The organism is Telluria sp. AIW5 (genome assembly GCF_056680575.1).
In genome coordinates, this window is record NZ_CM155289.1 from 5,487,386 (window position 1) to 5,506,193 (window position 18,808).

The following is an 18,808-nucleotide window of genomic DNA, read 5'->3' on the forward strand; positions in this document are numbered from 1 at the left end:
ACCTTCGATCCACAACCAACGCCAGAGCTTCCCGACAAGAGGGGCCAGGCGGCTGCATGCGTGCCGGACCGGTCCGGCCGCGTGCATTCAACAGGAGACAAAGATGGACAAAGCAACTGAAATGAGCGCAGTTGAAAAGCAGGTGATGAGCAAGATTTTCTGGCGCCTCGTGCCCTTGCTCATGGGTTTATATGTGCTGTCGTACATCGACCGCATCAACGTCGGCTTCGCCGCGCTGACGATGAACAAGGACCTGGGCCTGTCGGCCTATGTCTTCGGCTGGGGAGCCGGTATTTTCTTCCTCGGCTACTGCCTGTTCGAGGTACCGAGCAACCTGATGATGGCCAAAGTGGGCGCGCGGCGCTGGATCGCCCGCATCCTGTTCACCTGGGGTTTGCTCTCGGCCGGCATGGCGTTCATCCAGGGCCCGAACAGCTTCATCGTCATGCGCTTCCTGCTCGGCGTGGCCGAGGCGGGCTTCTTCCCGGGCGTCGTGCTGTATCTGACCTACTGGTTCCCGGCGCGCTACCGCGCCCGCATCATTGCCGCCTTCATGCTCTCGATCCCCGTGTCGATCGCCGTCGGCGCGCCGCTCTCGACCTGGATCCTCGGGCTCGACGGCTTCCAGGGCCTGAAGGGCTGGCAGTGGCTGTTCCTCATCGAAGGCGTGCCTGCCGTGCTGGCCACCTGGGTCGTGCTGCGTTACCTGACCGACCGTCCGGAAGGCGCCAAATGGCTCACGGCCGCGGAAAAATCCTGGCTCGACACCGAGCTGAAGGCCGACCGTGAAATGGCCGGCAAGGTGAAACAGACCTCGTCGCTGCGCGCCGTGTTCACCAATCCTGCGATCCTCGCGCTGGCCTTCGTCTACTTCTGCGCCACCGGCGCCAACGTCGGCCTGTCCTCCTTCCTGCCGCAGATGATCAAGGGACAAGGCTTCAGCAACCTGCAAGTGGGCTTCCTGACCTCGCTGCCCTACATCGTCGGCTGCGCCGGCATGCTGATCATCGGCTACTGGTCGGACCGCACGAAAGAGCGCCGCTGGTTCCTGGTGCTGACGATGGTGATGGCGGCCCTCGGTCTCTACATGGCGGCGGCCTTTGGCGGCTCGATCTGGTCGATCCTGTCGCTGGCCCTGGCGGCGGTCGGCATCCTCGGCTGCAAGGGCCCGTTCTGGCCCCTGCCCTCGGCTTACCTGAGCGGCGCCGCGATGGCGGGCGGGATTGCCTTCATCAACTCGGTCGGCAACCTGGGCGGCTTCGTTGGCCCGTATGCGGTGGGCTGGATCAAGCAATCGACCGGCAGTTTCGAAGGCGGCCTGTATGCGCTGGCCGGGCTGGCGGTGCTGGCGGCGGTGACGACGCTGGTGTTCGTCAAGGGACGTGGGCCTGCGCAAGTGACGGATGGCGTCGCGCCGCAGGATAAACCGAAGGCCGTTGCGGGTTAATCGCAAGGCCGTCGGACCGCCGCCGATAAGCTTCGGCGGCGGCGCACCGTAGGGCACGCACGCCGGAAACGAAACAAGCCCGACGCGGTCTCCCGCGCCGGGCTTGTTTTTTTACGTCCACCTGGTGTTAGTGCGCCTCTTCCCAGTTCCCGCCCACGCCCGTCTCGGCCACCAGCGGCACCTTGAGTTCCGCCACGCCGGCCATCAGTTCCGGCAGCTTGCCCTTCACCAGTTCCAGCTCGGCCTCCGGCACCTCCAGCACCAGTTCGTCGTGCACCTGCATGACCATGCGCGTACCCAGTTTTTCGGCTTCCAGCCAGTCCTGCACCGCGATCATCGCCAGCTTGATCAAATCGGCCGCCGTGCCCTGCATCGGCGCGTTGATGGCCGCCCGTTCGGCGCCGGCGCGGCGCGGGCCGTTCGGGGAGTTGATCTCGGGGAGCCACAGGCGCCGGCCGAACACGGTCTCGACATAGCCACGCGCCTTGGCGGCGGCGCGGGTTTCGTCCATGTACTGCTTCACGCCCGAGAAGCGCGCGAAATAGCGCTCGATGTAGCTCGCCGCCGCGCCGCGCTCGATGCCGAGGCGCGCCGCCAGGCCGAAGGCGCTCATGCCGTAGATCAGGCCGAAGTTGATCGCCTTGGCATAGCTGCGCTGCTGGTTCTCGACCTCGTCGAGCGCGACGCCGAAGACTTCGCTGGCCGTGGCGCGGTGGATGTCCTCGCCTTCGGCAAACGCCCGCAGCATCGCTTCGTCGCCCGAAATATGCGCCATAATGCGCAGCTCGATCTGCGAGTAGTCGGCCGATACGATTTTGTGCCCCGGCGCCGCGATGAAGGCTTCGCGGATGCGGCGCCCTTCGCTGGTGCGCACGGGGATATTTTGCAGGTTCGGATCGCTCGATGCGAGGCGGCCGGTAATGGCGACGGCCTGCGCGTAGTTCGTGTGCACGCGCCCGGTGTTCGGGTTGACCATCGTCGGCAGCTTGTCGGTATAGGTCGACTTCAGCTTCGACAGGCCGCGGTGTTCCAGCAGCACCTTCGGCAATGGAAAATCTTCGGCCAGCTTTTGCAGCACCTCTTCGTCGGTCGAGGGTGCGCCGGTGGCCGTCTTCTTGATGACCGGCAGGCCGAGTTTGACGAAGAAGATTTCGCCGATCTGCTTGGGCGAGCCGAGGTTGAAGGGGCCGCCGGCGATCTCGTAGGCTTGCGCTTCGAGCTCCATCAGGCGCGCGCCCAGTTCGCGCGACTGCGCGCCCAGTTTTTCGGCGTCGATCAGCACGCCGTTGCGCTCGATCTTCTGCAGCACGATCTGGGTCGGCAGCTCGATCTGCTTGTAGATGTAGGTGAGTCCGGCGTCCTTTTCCACGTGCGGCAGCATGGTCTGGTGCAGGCGCAGGGTGATGTCGGAATCTTCGGCCGCGTATTCGGTTGCGCGATTCAGCTCGACCTGGTCGAAACAGATCATGTTCGCGCCCTTGCCGCAGACGTCGACAAACGGAATCGTCGTGTAGCCGAGGTGGCGCATCGCCATCGTGTCCATGTCGTGCGGCTTGTGCGACTCGAACACATAGGATTGCAGCAGCGTGTCGTGGACGATGCCTTTTAACGTGATGCCGTGGTTGTTAAAGATGTGCATGTCGTACTTCAGGTTCTGGCCCAGCTTCGGCTTGTCCGGATTTTCCAGCCAGCCGCGCATGCGTTCCAGTACCTCTTCGCGCGGCAGCTGTTCCGGCACGCCGGCGTAGCGGTGCGCGACCGGAATGTAGGCGCCCTTGCCCGCTTCGACGGACAGGGAGATGCCGACCATCTGCGCCGTCAAGGGGTCGAGCGAGGTCGTTTCGGTGTCGACCGAGGTCAGTGCGGCGGCATCGGCCAGCGCCAGCCATTTGTCGAGCTGCTCCCAGGTCGTCACCAGTTCGTACTCGCCCTTGATGATCGGCATTCCCGGCAGCGTGTCCTGTGCGCCTTCGGGCGAATTCAGCGCCGGTGCGCCGACCCCGGGGCCCTGCTGCAGTTCGCGCAGCATTGTTTTAAAACCGTAGCGCTGGAAGAAGTCGCGCAGCGCGTCCTGGTCTTCCGGACGGGCGACCAGGCTTTCCTCGATCGAGACCACATGGCCCATCAGGTCGCAGTCGGTTTTTACGGTGATCAGCTGGCGGCCCTGCGGCAGCCATTCCAGGGCCGAGCGCAGGTTTTCGCCCACTGCCCCGCCAATCGCGTGCGCGTTTTCCATCACGCCGTCGAGCGAACCATGCAGGGCGAGCCATTTCAGGGCCGTTTTCGGGCCGCATTTGTTCACGCCCGGGACGTTGTCGACGGTGTCGCCGATCAGGGTAAGGTAGTCGATGATGCGGTCCGGCGCCACGCCGAATTTGGCGAGCACGCCGGCTTCGTCGAGCTTTTCGTTGCTCATCGTATTGATGAGCGTGACCTTGTCGTTCACCAGCTGCGCCAGGTCCTTGTCGCCGGTCGAGACGATGGTGTGCATGCCTTTCGCGGCGGCCTGCACGGCCAGGGTGCCGATCACGTCGTCCGCCTCGACCCCTTCGACCATCAGGATCGGCCAGCCCATGTGGCGCACCACTTCATGGATCGGCTCGATCTGCTTGGCGAGGTCGGTCGGCATCGAGGCGCGGGTTGCCTTGTACTCGGCGTACATGTCGTCGCGGAAGGTTTTGCCCTTCGCATCGAAGACGCAGGCGATGTAGGCGGCCGGATAGTCGGCGCGCAGGCGGCGCAGCATGTTGACCATGCCGTGCATCGCGCCGGTCGGGTGGCCGTCGGGGCCGCGCAGGTCGGGCAGCGCGTGGAAGGCGCGGTAAAGGTAGCTGGAACCGTCAACGAGCAGCAGGGTATTTTGCATAGGAATGATGGGTGAAGCCGGCAAGAGCGGAAGTGGCAGTCATTATCGCAGAATCCCATATGAAGAAAGCACAACAGGGAGGCCGCGGCTGAGCTCTCATATGGAGACGCCGGCACACATTTCACAGGGAAGGCACTGTGTTTGTTACAATGGTTCAAACGATATTAGGTGACCATCATGCCGCGCACACTCCCCCGCCTGACCCTGTCGATCGCCTTGCTTGGCTGTGCCGGCGCGGCCATCGCGCAAACGGCCCAAACGACGCAACCGGCGCCCACTGCCCAGCAGCAAGGGACCGAACGCATCGAACCGGGCAGCGACGAGCCGGCCACGAAGATCGAACCGCGCCGCGGCACGCAGATCCGTGAAAAGCGCAACAACGGGCAAGTGACCGAAGTCGAGGTCCGGAGCGGCAAGAGCCATTATGTGCTGCGGCCGAATCAGCCGGCCGGCAACGCCCAGCCGGGCGACGCCCAGAGCGGAACGCGCGGCGGGCCGCAATGGCAGGTCCTGGAATTCGACCTGAACGGCAAGAAGAAAGCGGCGGCCGACGCCGAAGCGGCTGCCGCCGCGGCAGGCACGGCGGCGCCGGGCGCGGCGCAGGCTTCCGCCACCGGTGCGCCGCCCAAGGTGCCGGCGGCAACCGTCCCGATGACGAAGCCGGCCGATATCCCGCCGCCACCGCCGCTGCCCGCCACCCGCTGACCAATCCGCCAGGCGGGCGCTCGCGCCCGCACGCCCCGACTCTTTTCCCTTCAGACTCTCAAGCCCTCTCGCACCATGGCAGTTTTCACGGCGGTAACACTGGATGACCTCACCCAGTGGATGGAACAGTTTCCCCTCGGCCAGGCAGTCGCGCTCAAGGGCATTGCCTCCGGCATCGAAAACAGTAATTTCTTCCTGACGACCGAGCGCCCCGCTCAGGCAACGATTCAGCGTACCGAATACGTGCTGACCGTCTTCGAGAACCTGGATTTCGAGCAGTTGCCCTTCTACCTGCAGCTCATGCGCCACCTGGCCGAGCGCGGCATCCCGGTGCCGGCGCCGGTGCCCAACGCGGCGGGCGAACTGGTGGTGCCGCTGCGCGGCAAGCCGGCCGCCATCGTGAGCAAGCTCGAAGGCAGCTCGCAGATGGATCCGCAGCCGGTGCACTGCTGTGAAGTCGGCGCGATGCTGGCGCGCATGCACCTGGCAGCAAGCGACTTCCCGATGCAGCAGCCGAATTTGCGCGGACTCGACTGGTGGCAGGAAACGATGCCGCAAGTGCTGCCCTATCTGTCGGCCGAGAATGCGCGCCTGCTGCAGGACGAAGTGGCCTTCCAGGCCGGTTTCGCCGCCGGCGCCTCCTATGCGCAATTGCCGCGCGGCCCGGTCCACGCGGACCTGTTCCGCAATAACGTCATGTTCGTCGGCGAAAAGCTGACCGGTTGCTTCGACTTTTATTTTGCCGGCGTCGACACCTGGCTGTTCGACCTGGCCGTGACCGTCAACGACTGGTGCATCGACCTGGACAGCGGCAAGCTCGACGATGCGCGCGTCAATGCGCTGCTGGCGGCCTATCGCGCCGCGCGTCCGTTCACGAGCGAGGAAGAAACTGCCTGGCAGCCGATGCTGCGCGCCGCCGCGCTGCGCTTCTGGCTGTCGCGCCTCTACGATTTTTATGTGCCGCGCGAAGCCGAGATGCTCACGCCCCACGATCCGACCCATTTCGAGCGCATCCTGCGCGACCGACTCGCCACGCCCGCACCCCGCCTGGCTCACCACGAATGAACAACATGCCCGCAATTACCGGCTGGAACTGGCTGAAGCAAGGCACCGGCCTGTTTCGCAAGCAACCTGCTGCACTGACGACCCTGCTGTTCGCGAATATCCTGTTCAGCCTGCTGATCAGCGCCGTGCCGCTGCTGGGCAAGATGGTGGCCGTCGTCCTGATTCCCTCGTTCTCGATGGCATTCATGAAGGCGTGCCTGATGATCGAGAACGGCGAACGCGTCACCCCGGCCGTGCTGCTGACCGGCTTCAGGAAGCCGGTGTTCATGGCGCTGTGCAAGATCGGCCTGATCTACCTCGGTGCCTCGCTGCTGCTCACCCTGTTGACCAGCGTCGCGATCGACCCGAGCTTCTGGCAGCAGGTGTCGCAGCCGGTCGACCCGGCCGCGCCGCCACAGGTGCATGTGTCTGACTTGCTGGCGATGCTCGGTATTTTTATCCTGGATGTCGCCGTGCTGATCGCGTTGGCCTTTGCCGCGCCGCTGACTTATTGGCAACAGATGGGGCCAGGCAAGGCGACCTTCTACAGCTTCTTTGCCGTGCTAAAAAGCGCGCGCGTGTTCATCGTGCTCTTGATGGCGTGGTTTGCGATTTTCTTTGTCGTGTGCTTCATCGTCGCGCTGGTGCTCGGGGGTTCGAGCCTGGCCAGGGTGGCGATCATGTGGCTGATCTTCCTGTTCGTGTTGTTGTTGCAGTGCGCGATGTATGCGGGGTATCGGCAGATTTTCGGGAAGCCGAGCGATACGTCAGCGGGGCCGCGCGTCAATCTCGAGAAGTAGGGTGGGCACTCTGTGCCCACGCGGAACGCCGCGTCGTGTCGGCGGTATTTGAAACGTTCCGATCGATCACGGCACGCCGCATCACAATGTGTACCGGTCGGGCAAAATTCGGTCAACATGACGCATCGTTCCGCGTGGGCACGGGGTGCCCACCCTACGATTAACCATGTTTGTCGTGAACCACCATTGCGAGCATTACCCCGCACCGCCCTTAGCGGGCAATCCGCTCCAGCTTCGCCACCGACAAATCCAGCACCTTCATCCCGGCCGCGCCGAAATTGATCTGCGCGCGGGCGGCGCCGGCGCCGCCTTCGATATTCACGATCACGCCTTCTCCGAACTTGGCGTGCGCCACCGCTTCGCCGATGCGCCAGCCCGAGCCGCCGCCCGACTTCTGCGTGATCTGCGCGGCGATCTTGTTGTCGCTGCCGGCATTGCGGAAGGCGGCGTCATCCCAGGCATTGGGCGCTTTCTTGTTGGCGAACCAATGGCTCTGCACCCGCGGCGACAGCCATTTCAGGGCTTCTTCAGGCAACTCGTCGAAGAAGCGCGACTTCATGTTGAAACGGGTCTGGCCGTGCAGCATGCGCTGCTGCGTAAAGCTCATGTATAAACGCTTGCGCGCGCGGGTGATCGCCACGTACATCAGGCGCCGCTCTTCATCGACGCCGTCGGCCTCGCGGGCGCTGGTTTCGTGCGGGAACAGGCCCTCTTCCAGGCCCGTAATGAACACCGCGTCGAACTCCAGGCCCTTGGCCGAGTGCACCGTCATCAACTGCATTGCGTCCTGCCCCGCCTGGGCTTGCGCATCCCCCGCTTCCAGTGATGCATGGGCAAGGAAGGCGGACAGCGGCGACATGACCGACGGCAGTGGCGCGTCGGCATCCATGATCTCGATGCCGTCCTGGTAGACGACCGCCTCGTCGGCCTGCGCCGTGGACGCCGGGCCCAGGTGGGCCGGCGCGTATTGCCCGAAACCTTCTTCCTGAACGAATTGGGTCGCCGCGTTGACCATCTGCTCCAGGTTTTCGATGCGGTCGGCGCCTTCTTTTTCGTTCCCGTAATGCGTGAGCAAATTACTGCGCTCGAGCACGACGCGCACCATCTCCGGCAGCGCCAGCTGCTGGGTCTCGAAGCGCGCGCCCTCGATCAGTTTCACGAAGCCGCCGAGCGAAGTGCCGGCCTTGCCCGTCATGTAGGGCACGGCCGCGTACAGCGAGACCCGGTAGGTATCAGCCGCCATTTGCAGCTGCTCGATCGAGCGCACGCCAATGCCGCGCGTCGGGAAATTTACGACGCGCAGGAAAGCGGAATCGTTGTGCGGATTGTCCATCAGCTGCAGATAGGCAATCGCATGCTTGACCTCGGCGCGCTGGAAGTAGCGCAGGCCGCCATACACGGTGTACGGAATGCCGGCCGCAAACAGCGCGTGCTCGATGACGCGGCTTTGCGCGTTCGAGCGGTACAGGATGGCAATTTCCTTGCGCGCCAGGCCTTCGGCCATCAGGCTTTTTGATTCCTCGATGATCCACTGCGCTTCTTCGAGGTCGGACGACGCTTCGTAGATACGCACGGGCTCGCCCTGCCCCGCGTCCGTGCGCAGGTTCTTGCCGAGACGCTTGGTGTTGTTGGCGATCAGGTAGTTCGCGCTGTCGAGGATGTGGCCATGCGAGCGGTAGTTCTGCTCCAGCTTGATCAGGTTCTTGACATGAAAATCGCGTTCGAAAGCCGACATGTTGCCGACGTTCGCGCCACGGAAGGCGTAGATGCTCTGGTCGTCGTCGCCGACGGCGAAGATCGCGCCGCCAACCTGCTCGCCGTGTCCGGCCAGCAGTTTCAACAAGTTGTATTGCAGGTCGTTGGTATCCTGGAACTCGTCGACCAGCACGTGTTTAAAGCGCATCTGGTAGTGCTGGCGCAAGGGCGCGTTGCGCGACAGCAGCTCGTAGGAACGCAGCAGCAGTTCGGCGAAGTCGACCACGCCTTCGCGCTGGCATTGCTGGTCGTACAGCTCATACAGCTCGACCATCTTGCGTTCGATCGGGTCATAGGCCTCGACCTGGCCTGCGCGCAGTCCCTGGTCCTTCGCATTGTTGATGAAGTACATCAGGTTCTTGGCCGGATATTTCTCATCGTCGACATTCGCGGCTTTCAGCAAGCGCTTGATCATCGACAGCTGGTCTTGCGAGTCAAGGATCTGGAACGACTGCGGCAGCGCCGCATCGCGGTAATGCGTGCGCAGCAGGCGGTTGCACAGGCCGTGGAAAGTGCCGATCCACATGCCGCGCGTGTTTACCGGCAGCATGGTCGACAGGCGGGTCAACATCTCCTTCGCCGCCTTGTTGGTGAACGTCACCGCCATGATGCCGGCCGGACTGACTTGCCCGGTCTGGAGCAGCCAGGCGATGCGCGTCGTCAGCACGCGGGTCTTGCCCGAACCGGCGCCGGCCAGGATCAGCGCGCTTTGTGAGGGCAGCGTAACGGCTGCCAATTGTTCGGGATTGAGGTTGTGAAGGAGATTCATGCGGCCATTATACCGCCGGGATTTACTGTATGCCCATCCAGTCTCGCGTAGAAAATGTCGAGTAACGACAGAATCTTTCAGAAATTCACGCAAATTGAAAGATTATTTCAGCTCATTGCCGGGCTTCCCCTGTGCCCCCTGACCGTCCTGCCGATCGGACGAGGATCTTCCCTACCCGTAAATTCGTCAATTTCTCATGCGCAAAGCATGAGCAATTTCCAGTCAAAAATTAAAAATAACATTCCATATTTCGACAACTTCATTTAACTCAGCAGTAACAGCGCGCAACTCTCCCGCGCGCCACCTGTTCAGAAATTCGCTTAACTTAACGACAAATACGCGGACTACCGCGTGATCCATGATGACCCAACCATGTTCAACAGGGTCCTGTGCGTGAGCTTGCGTGCGGGCCCAGTGCTTGCCAAAGGAGAAACACATGCTAAACCGAGTCGTGACTGTCGCCGCACTTGCAGTCGGCGGAATGATGCTGTCGAAGCAAATGAAGAAGAACCGTGGTTCGAACGGGGACTCGTCGATCATCGAGGCCATCGAAGTGAATGTGCCAGTGCGCACGGCTTACAACCAGTTCACCCAGTTCGAGGACTTTCCGCAGTTCATGAAGAGCGTCAAGGAAATCCGCCAGCTCGACGACAAGCGCCTGCACTGGAAGGCGAATATCGCCGGTGAAGACAAGGAATGGGATGCGGAAATTACCGAGCAGATCCCGGACAAGCGCATCGCCTGGCGCAGCATCGGCGGCGTGCACCATGCCGGCGTGGTGACCTTCCACAAGCTCTCGGAGGATGTGACGCGCGTCACGCTGCAGATGGATTACCAGCCGGACGGCGTGCTCGAAGCGATCGGCGATGCCTTGGGGGCGGTGCGCATGGAAACGCGTGCGAACCTGTCGAACTACAAGGAAATGCTGGAGAAGCGCGGTTCTGAAACCGGGGCGTGGCGCGGCAAGATCAGCCAGCATTGATCGCGCTGGGTGGCAATGATTGCCACCGATGGTGCAAGGGCAAACAGCCCGGCAGGCCAGCGATGGTTTGTCGGGCTTGATTGTTTGTACGTGGTGCGGTGAGATTGGCAGCTGGGCTGTTTCAGCGCTGGTTGAACGCGTGGGCGGGAGACCCGCCCACCCTACGTCCCAGAATACCGCCGGCAACTGCAGCAGGATGTAGCGTGGGCGGCTCTGCCGCCCACGCGTTCAACTACATCGTGCACGATCGCGGAGTCGATTTCACCCGCCCGTCCGCCCCCTTACCAAACCCGGCAACGCTTGACCGCCGCCATCGGCTGGCCCGGCTTGCACGCGAACGCCTTTTCGAACTCCGGCATGTTGATCACGACACCATTCACGCGGTACTTGCCCGGCGAATGGGGATCGGTCATGGCAGTCACGCGCAGGTTTTCCGGACGGTCGTTTTCGCAGGCCCATTGTGCGTAGCCGACAAAGAAGCGCTGCTCGGGCGTCATGCCATCCCGCGGCGGCTGGGGCTGGGCCTGCTGCGGCATGCTCGCCATCTGCGTCTTCCAGGCCATCCAGCCGAGGATCAGGCCGCCCAGGTCCGCCACGTCTTCGCCCAATGTCAGCTTGCTGTTGATCTTGATGTCGTCCACCACCGTGTAACCTGCGTACTGGTCGACGATGCACGCCGCGCGGTCGGTGAATTCCTTGCCGTCCTTCTTCGTCCACCAATCCTTCAGATTCCCCTTGGCGTCGAACTGGCGGCCTTCGTCGTCGAACGCATGGGTCAGCTCATGGCCGATGGTGCCGCCCGTGTTGCCGTAGTTCGGCGCGTCATCCATCTTTGGGTCGAACAGCGGCGGCTGCAGCACGCCGGCCGGGAAATTGATGTCGTTCATCTGCGGATCGAAATAGGCGTTCACCGTCGGCGGCGTCATCTGCCACTCGCTGCGGTCGAGCGGCTTGCCGATCTTGGCGAGGCGGCGCCGGCTTTCGAACTGCGTGCCGCGTACGACGTTGCCGCTGAAATCGTTCGCGCGCACCTCGAACGCGGAGTAATCGCGCCATTTGTCCGGATAGCCGATCTTGTTGACGATGGTGTCGAGCTTTTCGCGCGCACGCTTCTTCGTGTCCGGGCTCATCCACTCGAGCGACTCGATGTCCTTCGCCATCGCCTCTTCCACCTGGCGCGTCATGTGGAGCGACTTCGCTTTCAGCTCCGGAGAAAATGCGCGGCTGACGAATTCCTGGCCCAGCGCTTCGCCGAGCTGATGGTCGACCAGCTGCACGCAGCGCTTCCAGCGCGGCGGCTGGTGCTCGACACCGCGCAGGGTGTGGCTGAAGAAGGCGAAATGCGGCTCGTCGAACTGCGGCGCCAGCGCCGGCGACAGTTCCTTCAGCACATGCCAGCGCAGATAGGTTTTGACGGCCGCCAGGTCGTTCGCGCGCAGCTGCTTGCCGAAGGCCTTGAAGAACTTCGGCTCGGTGACGTTGAAGGTTGTCAAGCCCGGCTGGCCCATGGCTCCCAGGTAGGTCTTCCAGTCGAAGCCGGGCGTCATTGCCTGCAGGCCTTTCAGGCCGGTCTTGTGGAACAGTTTATAGGGATCGCGCTTGTCGACGCGCGTCAGCGAAGCCTGCGCCAGGGCAGTCTCGATGCGCATCACGGTGGCGGCCGAACGCTGCGCGGCTTCCGGCGCCTGGCCGATCAGGCCGAACATGGTCGCCACGTGGGCTTCGTACTTGGCGCGGAGCTCCTTCGAGCGTGCATCCGTTTTCAGGTAATAGTCGCGGTCCGGCAAGCCGAGGCCGCCGCCGGTGGCAAAGGCGATCACGCGGGTCGAATCGCCGAAATCCTGGTTCGAGCTGAAGCCGAAGAAGAAAGCGTCATCGGACAGGGCAAGTTGCAGTCCGGCCAGCACGCGCGGCAGTTCGTGGATCGAGGCCATGCCGTCGATCTGTTTAAGGTAGGGTTGCAGCGGTTCCGCGCCGCGTTTGGCGATCGCGCCCTCGTCCATGCAGGCGCCGAAATAGTCGCCGATCTTTTGCTGGGTGCTGCTGCGGCCTTCCTTCTGTTTCGCCAGGCCATCGAGGATGCCCCACAGATAGCGCTGGTTGTCCTGCGCCAGCTTGCTGTACACCGACCAGCGCGCCTGGTCGCCCGGGACCGGGTTGTTCTTCATCCAGCCGCCGCAGGCGTACTGGTAGAAGTCGACGCAGGGGTCGGCCGTCTTGTCCATCGAGCTGACGTCCAGGCCCGGTGTGTAGGGGAAGGTCGTGGCCGGGCGTTCCGGCTGGGTAGACTGCGGGGCCTGGGTGGCCTGGGCGCAGGCGACGGCAGCGCTGCAGGCAAGCGCGCTGGCAAGGGCGAGTCGGGTGAGCTGGTGCATGGATGAATTCCGCAGAAAGTGATTCTCCATGCTGACATACAAATATTGCTAAAGCAATATTGACGAGCGAGGGATCAGGGCATGCAGGTTCCTGCGCTCTAGTATGATCTGGCAACGCTTATCACTGGTGCGTCACCATTCCCTGACTCGCATGCCGGAACTGATCAAACTCGCTCTTCTGTTCGCCCTCACCGCCCTCGCTGAAATCGTCGGCTGCTACCTGCCCTGGCTGGTCGTCAAAGGCGGCAAGCCGCTCTGGTTGCTGGTGCCGGCGGCCGCCTCGCTGGCGCTGTTCGCCTGGCTGCTGACCCTGCACCCGGCTGCCGCCGGCCGCACCTATGCGGCCTATGGCGGGATGTACATCGCGGTCGCCCTGCTGTGGCTGCGATTTGTTGACGGCGTTCACCTCAGCCGCTGGGACGTGGGCGGTGCTGCGCTGGCGCTGGCCGGGATGGCGGTGATTGCGTTGCAGCCGCGCGGCTAACGCAAGCGCCTTGCGGGGCTGCGCGCGGCATTGCCGATGTGCTGGCCTTGTACCGCGTGGACTCGCGAGTGCACCCTACGAATACCTCTGATCGCCTGCAACCGCATGGCTCCGGCGCCGGCAGCAGGGCCTCAGTCGCCCGGCCCTTCCCCGGGCATCGTGTCTGCCATCAGGCGCAACTCCTCCGCGGTCAGTTCTTCCGGCTTCTTGTTCTTGAGGCCGTCGAATACGTCTGCGGGCGTCTGCGCGGCGGGCTGCGCATCCTGCGGCTGCGGCTGGGCAGCCTTGTCGTCCTTCTGCTCTTGCCTGGCTTGTTCGTTGCTCATGCTGTGCTCCTGGCTAGTCGTTCGATACCCAAGTCTGGCACAGGAGCGCTTTCGGCGGCGCCCAACTAACCCCGCCCGCCTCCGCCGCCAAACCCGCCCGCCCCGTGCATGCCCGGCCCGCCGCCCGGCCGGCCCTGCCGTTGGCCCTTGCCGCCGAAACTGCCGAAGCGGTAGGACAGGCCGACGAAGAAGGTCCGGCCGTTGAAGCGGCGGATGCTGTACTCGCGCAGGCGGTCGGTCTCGGTGATCGATTCGATCTTCTGCGAATCGAAGAGGTCGTTGACGTTCACCACCAGCGACAGCGCCGGGCTCAGCGTGTGGCGGTAGTTGAGGTCGGCCGTACGGCTCGGCTGGCGGTAGCCTTCGCCGAACAGGGTCTTGCCCTGCGCGTTGAGCACCAGGGTCAGCTGGTTGTCGCGGTTGACCTGGTAGCCGAGGCGGGCGCGGCCGCTCAGCGAGGTCGCGGTGCGCTTGTCGCCGCTGGCGCTGCCAAGCACGCTCTGCTCGGCATAGCCCAGGTTGCCGCTGGCGTTGATGCTCAGTTTATCCGTCACCTTGCCGCCGAAGGTGAATTCGAGGCCGCCGGAGTTATTGCTGCCGGCATTTTCTTTCGTCGTCAGCAAGACATTGTCGGCCAGGAAGAAGCGCCGTTCGGAAATCAGGTCGGTATCGCGCCGGGCGTACAGGCGGACATTCGTGTCGACTTTGCCGAGCTTGGTTTCGAGGCCGAGCTCGATCGAATCGGAGTCGCTCGGCCGCAGTTCCGGGTTGCCCGAGGAAACATTGAACTCATCGCGGTACACGACGAACGGATTCAGGTCGCCCGCGCCCGGACGACGGATGCGGTGCGCGTAGCTGAAGCGCAGCGTGGTGTCGTCGGACCAGCCATAGGTGACGAAAGCGCTCGGGATCGCGTCCAGGTAATTGTTGCCGGCATGGACATTCGTGGTCGCCTGGAACATGTCGACATCGGTGTACTCGGCGCGCAGGCCGCCCAGCACGCCCCACCGGCTGTTGATGCGCCACTGGTAGGAGGCGTACAGGGCCGCCGTCGTCTCGTCGAGTTCGAAGCGGTTGGTGCGGCCGGCGTTGACGCGCTCGGCCAGCGTCGCCCCGTCGACGTCGAAGTACGCGTTGTCGAACACGCTGCTGGTGCGCGCCAGCTTGTAGCCGAGTTTCAAAATGCCGCGTTCTCCCGGCAGCTCGTAGTCGCCCGTGAAATCGGCGATGCGGTTTTCGCTCAGGTTGTCCTGGTGGGTGCGTGCGGCCTGCGCATTGATGGGGCGCACCGTGTAATCGGTGGCGTTGCGCAGGTCGCCCTCGGTCCTGGCGCCGGACAGGCGCAAGTCCATCTTGAACAGTTCACCCTGCGTGTCGCCCTTGTGGTCGAGCCGTGTCGACAGGCTGTAGTTGCGGCTGCGACCGTCGCGCGCGCCCTGGCGCAGGTAGTCGCTGTCGGCCAGGCCGGCCGGGTTCGTGCTGTGGTACAGCTCGCTCGATGCGGTATCGCTGCCGGTGCCGGAGGCCATCACGGTGGCGGCGACCACATCCTTGTCGCCCAGGTTGTAGCTCAGCGATCCGGTCATGCCGATGGTTTTATTGTCGGTGTCGCTGCTCGATGCCTGGGTGCTGCGCGCGACCGCGCCGGTGGCCGGGTCGATCCGTTCGCGCACCGTTTCGCCGGTCGATTCGCGCTTGTCGCTGCGGACGTACACGCCGCCCTGCGCACTCATGCGGCCGGTCGTATAGCTGCCGAAACTGTTGGCGTTGTAGCGGCCCTCGGTGCCGAGGTTGGCATTGACCGCGGCAAAGCCGCCGGGCGTGCGTTCTCTCCGCATCACCAGGTTCAGGATCGGGCCGCCGCCGCCTTCGTTGCCGAACTGGGCGCCCGGGTTGTTGATGACCTCGACCGATTCGAGGTCGGCCGCCGGCAAGGCATTGATCGCCGCGGCCCGGTTATCGCCCTGCATCATGGCCGAAGGCTTGCCGTCGACATAGATCTGGACATTGCTTTTGCCGCGTAGGGTCACCGCGCCATCGGCGTCGACCGCCACCGAGGGCACCTTGTTCAGGGTGTCGGCCACGGTGTCGTTCGAGCTGGCCGGGTCGGATTGCACATCGTAGACCTGGCGGTCGATCCGGTTCGAGGCGCGCTTGGCGGTCACCGAGACAGTCGCAGGAGCGTCCGCCGTGGCCTGGTTCTGCTCGGGCCCCGGGGTAGCAGCGGAGGCTGCTTGCTGCGCGGCGGCCGATACGCAGAGGAGCAGTGCGCCAAGGGCAATGGCGGTTTGCGCCGGGCGGCGATGACGGGAAGCAAAGACGGGGCGGCGGGCGGCAGGCATCGGGATAGGCGGTGGCATTGCAGAGTTTGGTTGAGCGGGATTGTCGCATGCGTCCCGGGCGAATAATCTTTCCGGCGTCCACGATTTGGTAACGGCTTGTTTCAAACTGCGTTCGCGGCCGCAGGGAGCGGTGAGCAAGGCATACTATGGCCTGCGCCACGATCGCCCACTTTCGCCATCCATTACAAAGGAATGCAATGCCGACTTCCCGTGCCTTCAGCAGAACCGTCCTCTCCACATTGCTGGCCGCCGCGCTGGTATTGCCCGCCGCTGCCGCCGAGCCCGCCTGGGTCACGAAAAGCAACGACAACGCCAAAGTGCTGCTGAACGTGCTGGCGAAATATTCGCCCGAAAGCGCGAGTACCCTGGGCGTGGACGGCTATGACGAGCAGATCACGGACATGTCGCGCGACCAGTTCGATGCGAACAACCGCGACCTGCGCGCCGCCATCGCGGAGCTGCAAAAGCGCATGCGTACCGAGACCGACTCGAAGGTGAAGCAGGACCTGCAGATCCTGATCGACAAGGCGCAGGACAGCATCAAGACCAGCGCCCTGCAGCGCCACTACTTCATGCCCTTCGACGACCTGACCGGCATGATCTTTGGCGTCGTACGTTCCACGCTCGACCCGCGCATCCCGAAGGCGCGCCAGCAGGCATTGCTGGTTCGGCTGGATAAATACGCGGGCCTGGCCAAGGGTTATCGGCCGGTGACGGAACTGGCGCACGAGCGGCTGCAGGAACGCCTGAAGGCGAACAAGAACCTGCTCGGCCCCTACAAGGGCGAGATCGACCAGGCCCTGAACGACGGCCCGACCCTGTTGAAAGGGATGCGCGAACTGCTGGCGAAAAGCGAATTGAAGGGTTGGGAAAGCCGCTTCGACACGCTCGAAAAGCAGCTCGTCGCCTACAACGCGCGCCTGAAAACCGAGATGCTGCCGCGCGCCCGCAGCGACCATCGCCTGCCGCCGGAAGTCTATGCCGACAACCTGAAGAACTTCGGCGTCGACATCGGGCCGCAGGAAATGATCGCCAAGGCGCTGACCTCGTTCGCGGAAATCCGCAACCAGATGCAGATCACGTCGAACCTGATCGCGCGCGAACGCGGCTTTCAAGATGCCGACTACCGCGCCGTGATGGCGGAGCTGAAAAAGCAGCAGATCCCGACGGAGCAGGTGATGCCGCTGTACGCCGAGCGCCTGGCCGCGATCGAGTCGGCGGTGCGCGAGCAGCATATCGTCACGCTCCCGGCGCGCAAGGCCGTGATCCGCCTGGCCTCGATGGCCGAGAACGCGGCGCAACCAGCGCCGCACATGAGCCCTCCCCGCCTGATCGGCAACACGGGCGAGTACGGCGAGTTCGTGCTGACCACCGGCATGCCGCCCGAAGCCAGCGGCAAGCGCCTGGTGTTCGACGATTTCACCCACCAGTCGGGCACCTGGTCGATCACGGCGCACGAAGCGCGTCCCGGCCACGAGCTGCAGTTCGCGAAGATGATCGAGACCGGCGTCTCCACTGCACGCGCCGTGTTTGCGTTCAACAGCGTCAACGTCGAGGGCTGGGCGCTGTATGCGGAAGCGGAAATGCAGCCTTACGAGCCGCTCGACGGCCAGCTGTTCGCGCTGCAGGCACGCGCCATGCGCGCGGCGCGCGCCTTCCTCGACCCGATGGTGAACCTGGGCGAAATTACGCCGGACGGCGTCAAGACCTTTCTGATGCGCGACGTCGGGCTGTCGGAAGGCATAGCGACGCAGGAGATGCAGCGCTACACCTTCCGCGCGCCGGGGCAGGCGACCTCGTATTTCTATGGCTACCAACGTTTGATGGAGACGCGCCAGGCGGCCGAGGTGGCGCTACGCGGCAAATTCGATCGCCAGAAGTTCAATGACTTCGTGCTGGCCCAGGGCCTGGTGCCGCCGAAGCTGCTGCGCAAGGCGGTGATGGAGGAGTTCGTGCCGACGCAGGGGAAATAGGTTCGTTCCAATGCACCTCTCGCGCCAAATATTTATGTTGACGCCGAGGTAACGTAGGGTGGGCACTCGTGCCCACGCGGATCACCGCATGAAGCACTGCGGCCCCAATGCATGCCGCAGGTTTGCAAATGGTGAACGCGTGGGCTCGAGAGCCCACCCTACGTTACACAGCGGTCAACAATGGATCAGCTGTTGCGCGGCGCCGGACGTGCGGTGCCAGCGGTAACGGATTCATTGATGATGCCGCGCGTCGTGCGGTCGGCCTCCTTCTGCTGGGCTTCCATCTGCTTGCCCAGCACTTCCATCTTCTCGCCGAGCGCCTCCATCGGCTTGCCGGCTTCTTCCATCTGCTTGCCGAGTGCTTCCATCTTCGCCTGGTTGAAGGTCACGGCGGCGAGTGCCATCTTGCTGCCGTAGCCGCCCATGGCCGCGCCGTGGCGGCCCATTTCCTTGCCCTGCTTTTCCATCTCGGCGCCGGTCTTTTCCAGCGGCGCCCAGGCCTGGCGCACGCGTTCGAGAGTGGCCGCGTCCTGCACGATGTATTCCTTGCCGTCCTTGCGGAACCAGAAGAATTCGCCCTTCACCTTGCGCTTGACGGCGTCGAGGTCGGCGTTGCCGTCGATGTCACCGGTCATGCTCAGGCGCGAACCCGGGCGTACCAGGGCGTAGGGCTCGCCGCCTTCGCTGCGGTGCATGCTGCGCACCGCCTCCAGGCCGTCCGACGATGGTGCGGCGTGCACGTTCAGGAGCGGTGCGGCACAGGCGGCAAGGGTGGCGCCCAGCAGGAGTGCCTGACGGAGGGTGCGGGATGCGGAAGGAAAGCGGGCTTGCGGCACGATGGTCTCCAGGACGGTTGTCGATGGAGACCAATGTAGAAGAAGCGGCAGCCGCCTGCCCGCGGGATGCGACGAACGGTCGCTTTCGCGGAACAGGCGTCGTT

The 18,808-nt window shown here is 63.8% G+C and carries 13 protein-coding genes; 7 read left to right on the top strand and 6 right to left on the bottom strand.

Annotation, left to right across the window (positions count from 1 at the left end; genetic code table 11):
* The first annotated feature begins 103 nt into the window (after positions 1 to 103).
* On the top strand, positions 104 to 1,447 hold the full coding sequence (locus tag AC1MEM_RS24185; protein ID WP_499474629.1) for an MFS transporter: 1,344 nt from the start codon (positions 104 to 106) through the stop codon (positions 1,445 to 1,447).
* Positions 1,448 to 1,574: 127 nt separating this feature from the next.
* Here AC1MEM_RS24185 and polA read toward each other — a convergent pair whose 3' ends face one another.
* Positions 1,575 to 4,313 (bottom strand): DNA polymerase I, encoded by a 2,739-nt coding sequence (polA, locus tag AC1MEM_RS24190; RefSeq protein ID WP_499474630.1) that lies wholly within the window; start codon positions 4,311 to 4,313, stop codon positions 1,575 to 1,577.
* Positions 4,314 to 4,490: 177 nt separating this feature from the next.
* Between polA and AC1MEM_RS24195 the strand changes: the two genes are divergently transcribed.
* The 3 genes from AC1MEM_RS24195 (at position 4,491) to AC1MEM_RS24205 (ending at position 6,862) form a co-directional block, all read left to right on the top strand.
* Positions 4,491 to 5,018 (top strand): hypothetical protein, encoded by a 528-nt coding sequence (locus AC1MEM_RS24195; RefSeq protein WP_499474631.1) that lies wholly within the window; start codon positions 4,491 to 4,493, stop codon positions 5,016 to 5,018.
* Between the two features lie 75 nt (positions 5,019 to 5,093).
* Positions 5,094 to 6,083 (top strand): homoserine kinase, encoded by a 990-nt coding sequence (locus AC1MEM_RS24200; protein ID WP_499474632.1) that lies wholly within the window; start codon positions 5,094 to 5,096, stop codon positions 6,081 to 6,083.
* 5 nt (positions 6,084 to 6,088) lie between these two features.
* Entirely contained in the window at positions 6,089 to 6,862 is a 774-nt protein-coding gene (locus AC1MEM_RS24205) for a BPSS1780 family membrane protein (protein ID WP_499474633.1), read from the top strand.
* A 211-nt stretch (positions 6,863 to 7,073) separates the two neighbouring features.
* Here the strand turns inward: AC1MEM_RS24205 and AC1MEM_RS24210 are convergent, their stop codons facing one another.
* Positions 7,074 to 9,386, bottom strand: coding sequence for a UvrD-helicase domain-containing protein (locus AC1MEM_RS24210; RefSeq protein WP_499474634.1), 2,313 nt, complete (start codon positions 9,384 to 9,386; stop codon positions 7,074 to 7,076).
* A gap of 436 nt (positions 9,387 to 9,822) precedes the next feature.
* On the opposite strand from AC1MEM_RS24210, the gene AC1MEM_RS24215 reads away from it, so the two are divergent.
* Positions 9,823 to 10,368, top strand: coding sequence for an SRPBCC family protein (locus AC1MEM_RS24215; protein WP_499474635.1), 546 nt, complete (start codon positions 9,823 to 9,825; stop codon positions 10,366 to 10,368).
* 281 nt (positions 10,369 to 10,649) lie between these two features.
* Here AC1MEM_RS24215 and AC1MEM_RS24220 read toward each other — a convergent pair whose 3' ends face one another.
* On the bottom strand, positions 10,650 to 12,743 hold the full coding sequence (locus AC1MEM_RS24220; RefSeq protein WP_499474636.1) for a M13 family metallopeptidase: 2,094 nt from the start codon (positions 12,741 to 12,743) through the stop codon (positions 10,650 to 10,652).
* A 151-nt stretch (positions 12,744 to 12,894) separates the two neighbouring features.
* Between AC1MEM_RS24220 and AC1MEM_RS24225 the strand changes: the two genes are divergently transcribed.
* Positions 12,895 to 13,227, top strand: a complete 333-nt coding sequence (locus AC1MEM_RS24225) for a YnfA family protein (protein WP_499474637.1) — start codon at positions 12,895 to 12,897, stop codon at positions 13,225 to 13,227.
* A 131-nt stretch (positions 13,228 to 13,358) separates the two neighbouring features.
* Here AC1MEM_RS24225 and AC1MEM_RS24230 read toward each other — a convergent pair whose 3' ends face one another.
* On the bottom strand, positions 13,359 to 13,553 hold the full coding sequence (locus AC1MEM_RS24230; RefSeq protein WP_499474638.1) for a hypothetical protein: 195 nt from the start codon (positions 13,551 to 13,553) through the stop codon (positions 13,359 to 13,361).
* 65 nt (positions 13,554 to 13,618) lie between these two features.
* Entirely contained in the window at positions 13,619 to 15,913 is a 2,295-nt protein-coding gene (locus AC1MEM_RS24235; protein ID WP_499474639.1) for a TonB-dependent receptor domain-containing protein, read from the bottom strand.
* A gap of 179 nt (positions 15,914 to 16,092) precedes the next feature.
* Here AC1MEM_RS24235 and AC1MEM_RS24240 point away from each other — a divergent pair, with 179 nt between their 5' ends.
* The gene (locus AC1MEM_RS24240) at positions 16,093 to 17,868 is read left to right on the top strand and encodes a DUF885 domain-containing protein (RefSeq protein WP_499474640.1); all 1,776 of its coding nucleotides are present in this window, start codon (positions 16,093 to 16,095) and stop codon (positions 17,866 to 17,868) included.
* A gap of 185 nt (positions 17,869 to 18,053) precedes the next feature.
* On the opposite strand, the gene AC1MEM_RS24245 is transcribed toward AC1MEM_RS24240, so the two are convergent.
* A complete protein-coding gene (locus AC1MEM_RS24245; protein WP_499474641.1) occupies positions 18,054 to 18,704 on the bottom strand; it encodes a YggN family protein in 651 nt (216 codons plus the stop codon).
* Positions 18,705 to 18,808 lie beyond the last annotated feature (104 nt).

Bases quoted from the DNA above. Each gene is read 5' to 3' on its own strand.
- AC1MEM_RS24185 (WP_499474629.1), top strand. From the start codon at position 104: ATGGACAAAGCAACTGAAATGAGCGCAGTTGAAAAGCAGGTGATGAGC.
- polA (WP_499474630.1), bottom strand. From the start codon at position 4,313: ATGCAAAATACCCTGCTGCTCGTTGACGGTTCCAGCTACCTTTACCGC.
- AC1MEM_RS24195 (WP_499474631.1), top strand. From the start codon at position 4,491: ATGCCGCGCACACTCCCCCGCCTGACCCTGTCGATCGCCTTGCTTGGC.
- AC1MEM_RS24200 (WP_499474632.1), top strand. From the start codon at position 5,094: ATGGCAGTTTTCACGGCGGTAACACTGGATGACCTCACCCAGTGGATG.
- AC1MEM_RS24205 (WP_499474633.1), top strand. From the start codon at position 6,089: ATGCCCGCAATTACCGGCTGGAACTGGCTGAAGCAAGGCACCGGCCTG.
- AC1MEM_RS24210 (WP_499474634.1), bottom strand. From the start codon at position 9,386: ATGAATCTCCTTCACAACCTCAATCCCGAACAATTGGCAGCCGTTACG.
- AC1MEM_RS24215 (WP_499474635.1), top strand. From the start codon at position 9,823: ATGCTAAACCGAGTCGTGACTGTCGCCGCACTTGCAGTCGGCGGAATG.
- AC1MEM_RS24220 (WP_499474636.1), bottom strand. From the start codon at position 12,743: ATGCACCAGCTCACCCGACTCGCCCTTGCCAGCGCGCTTGCCTGCAGC.
- AC1MEM_RS24225 (WP_499474637.1), top strand. From the start codon at position 12,895: ATGCCGGAACTGATCAAACTCGCTCTTCTGTTCGCCCTCACCGCCCTC.
- AC1MEM_RS24230 (WP_499474638.1), bottom strand. From the start codon at position 13,553: ATGAGCAACGAACAAGCCAGGCAAGAGCAGAAGGACGACAAGGCTGCC.
- AC1MEM_RS24235 (WP_499474639.1), bottom strand. From the start codon at position 15,913: ATGCCACCGCCTATCCCGATGCCTGCCGCCCGCCGCCCCGTCTTTGCT.
- AC1MEM_RS24240 (WP_499474640.1), top strand. From the start codon at position 16,093: ATGCCGACTTCCCGTGCCTTCAGCAGAACCGTCCTCTCCACATTGCTG.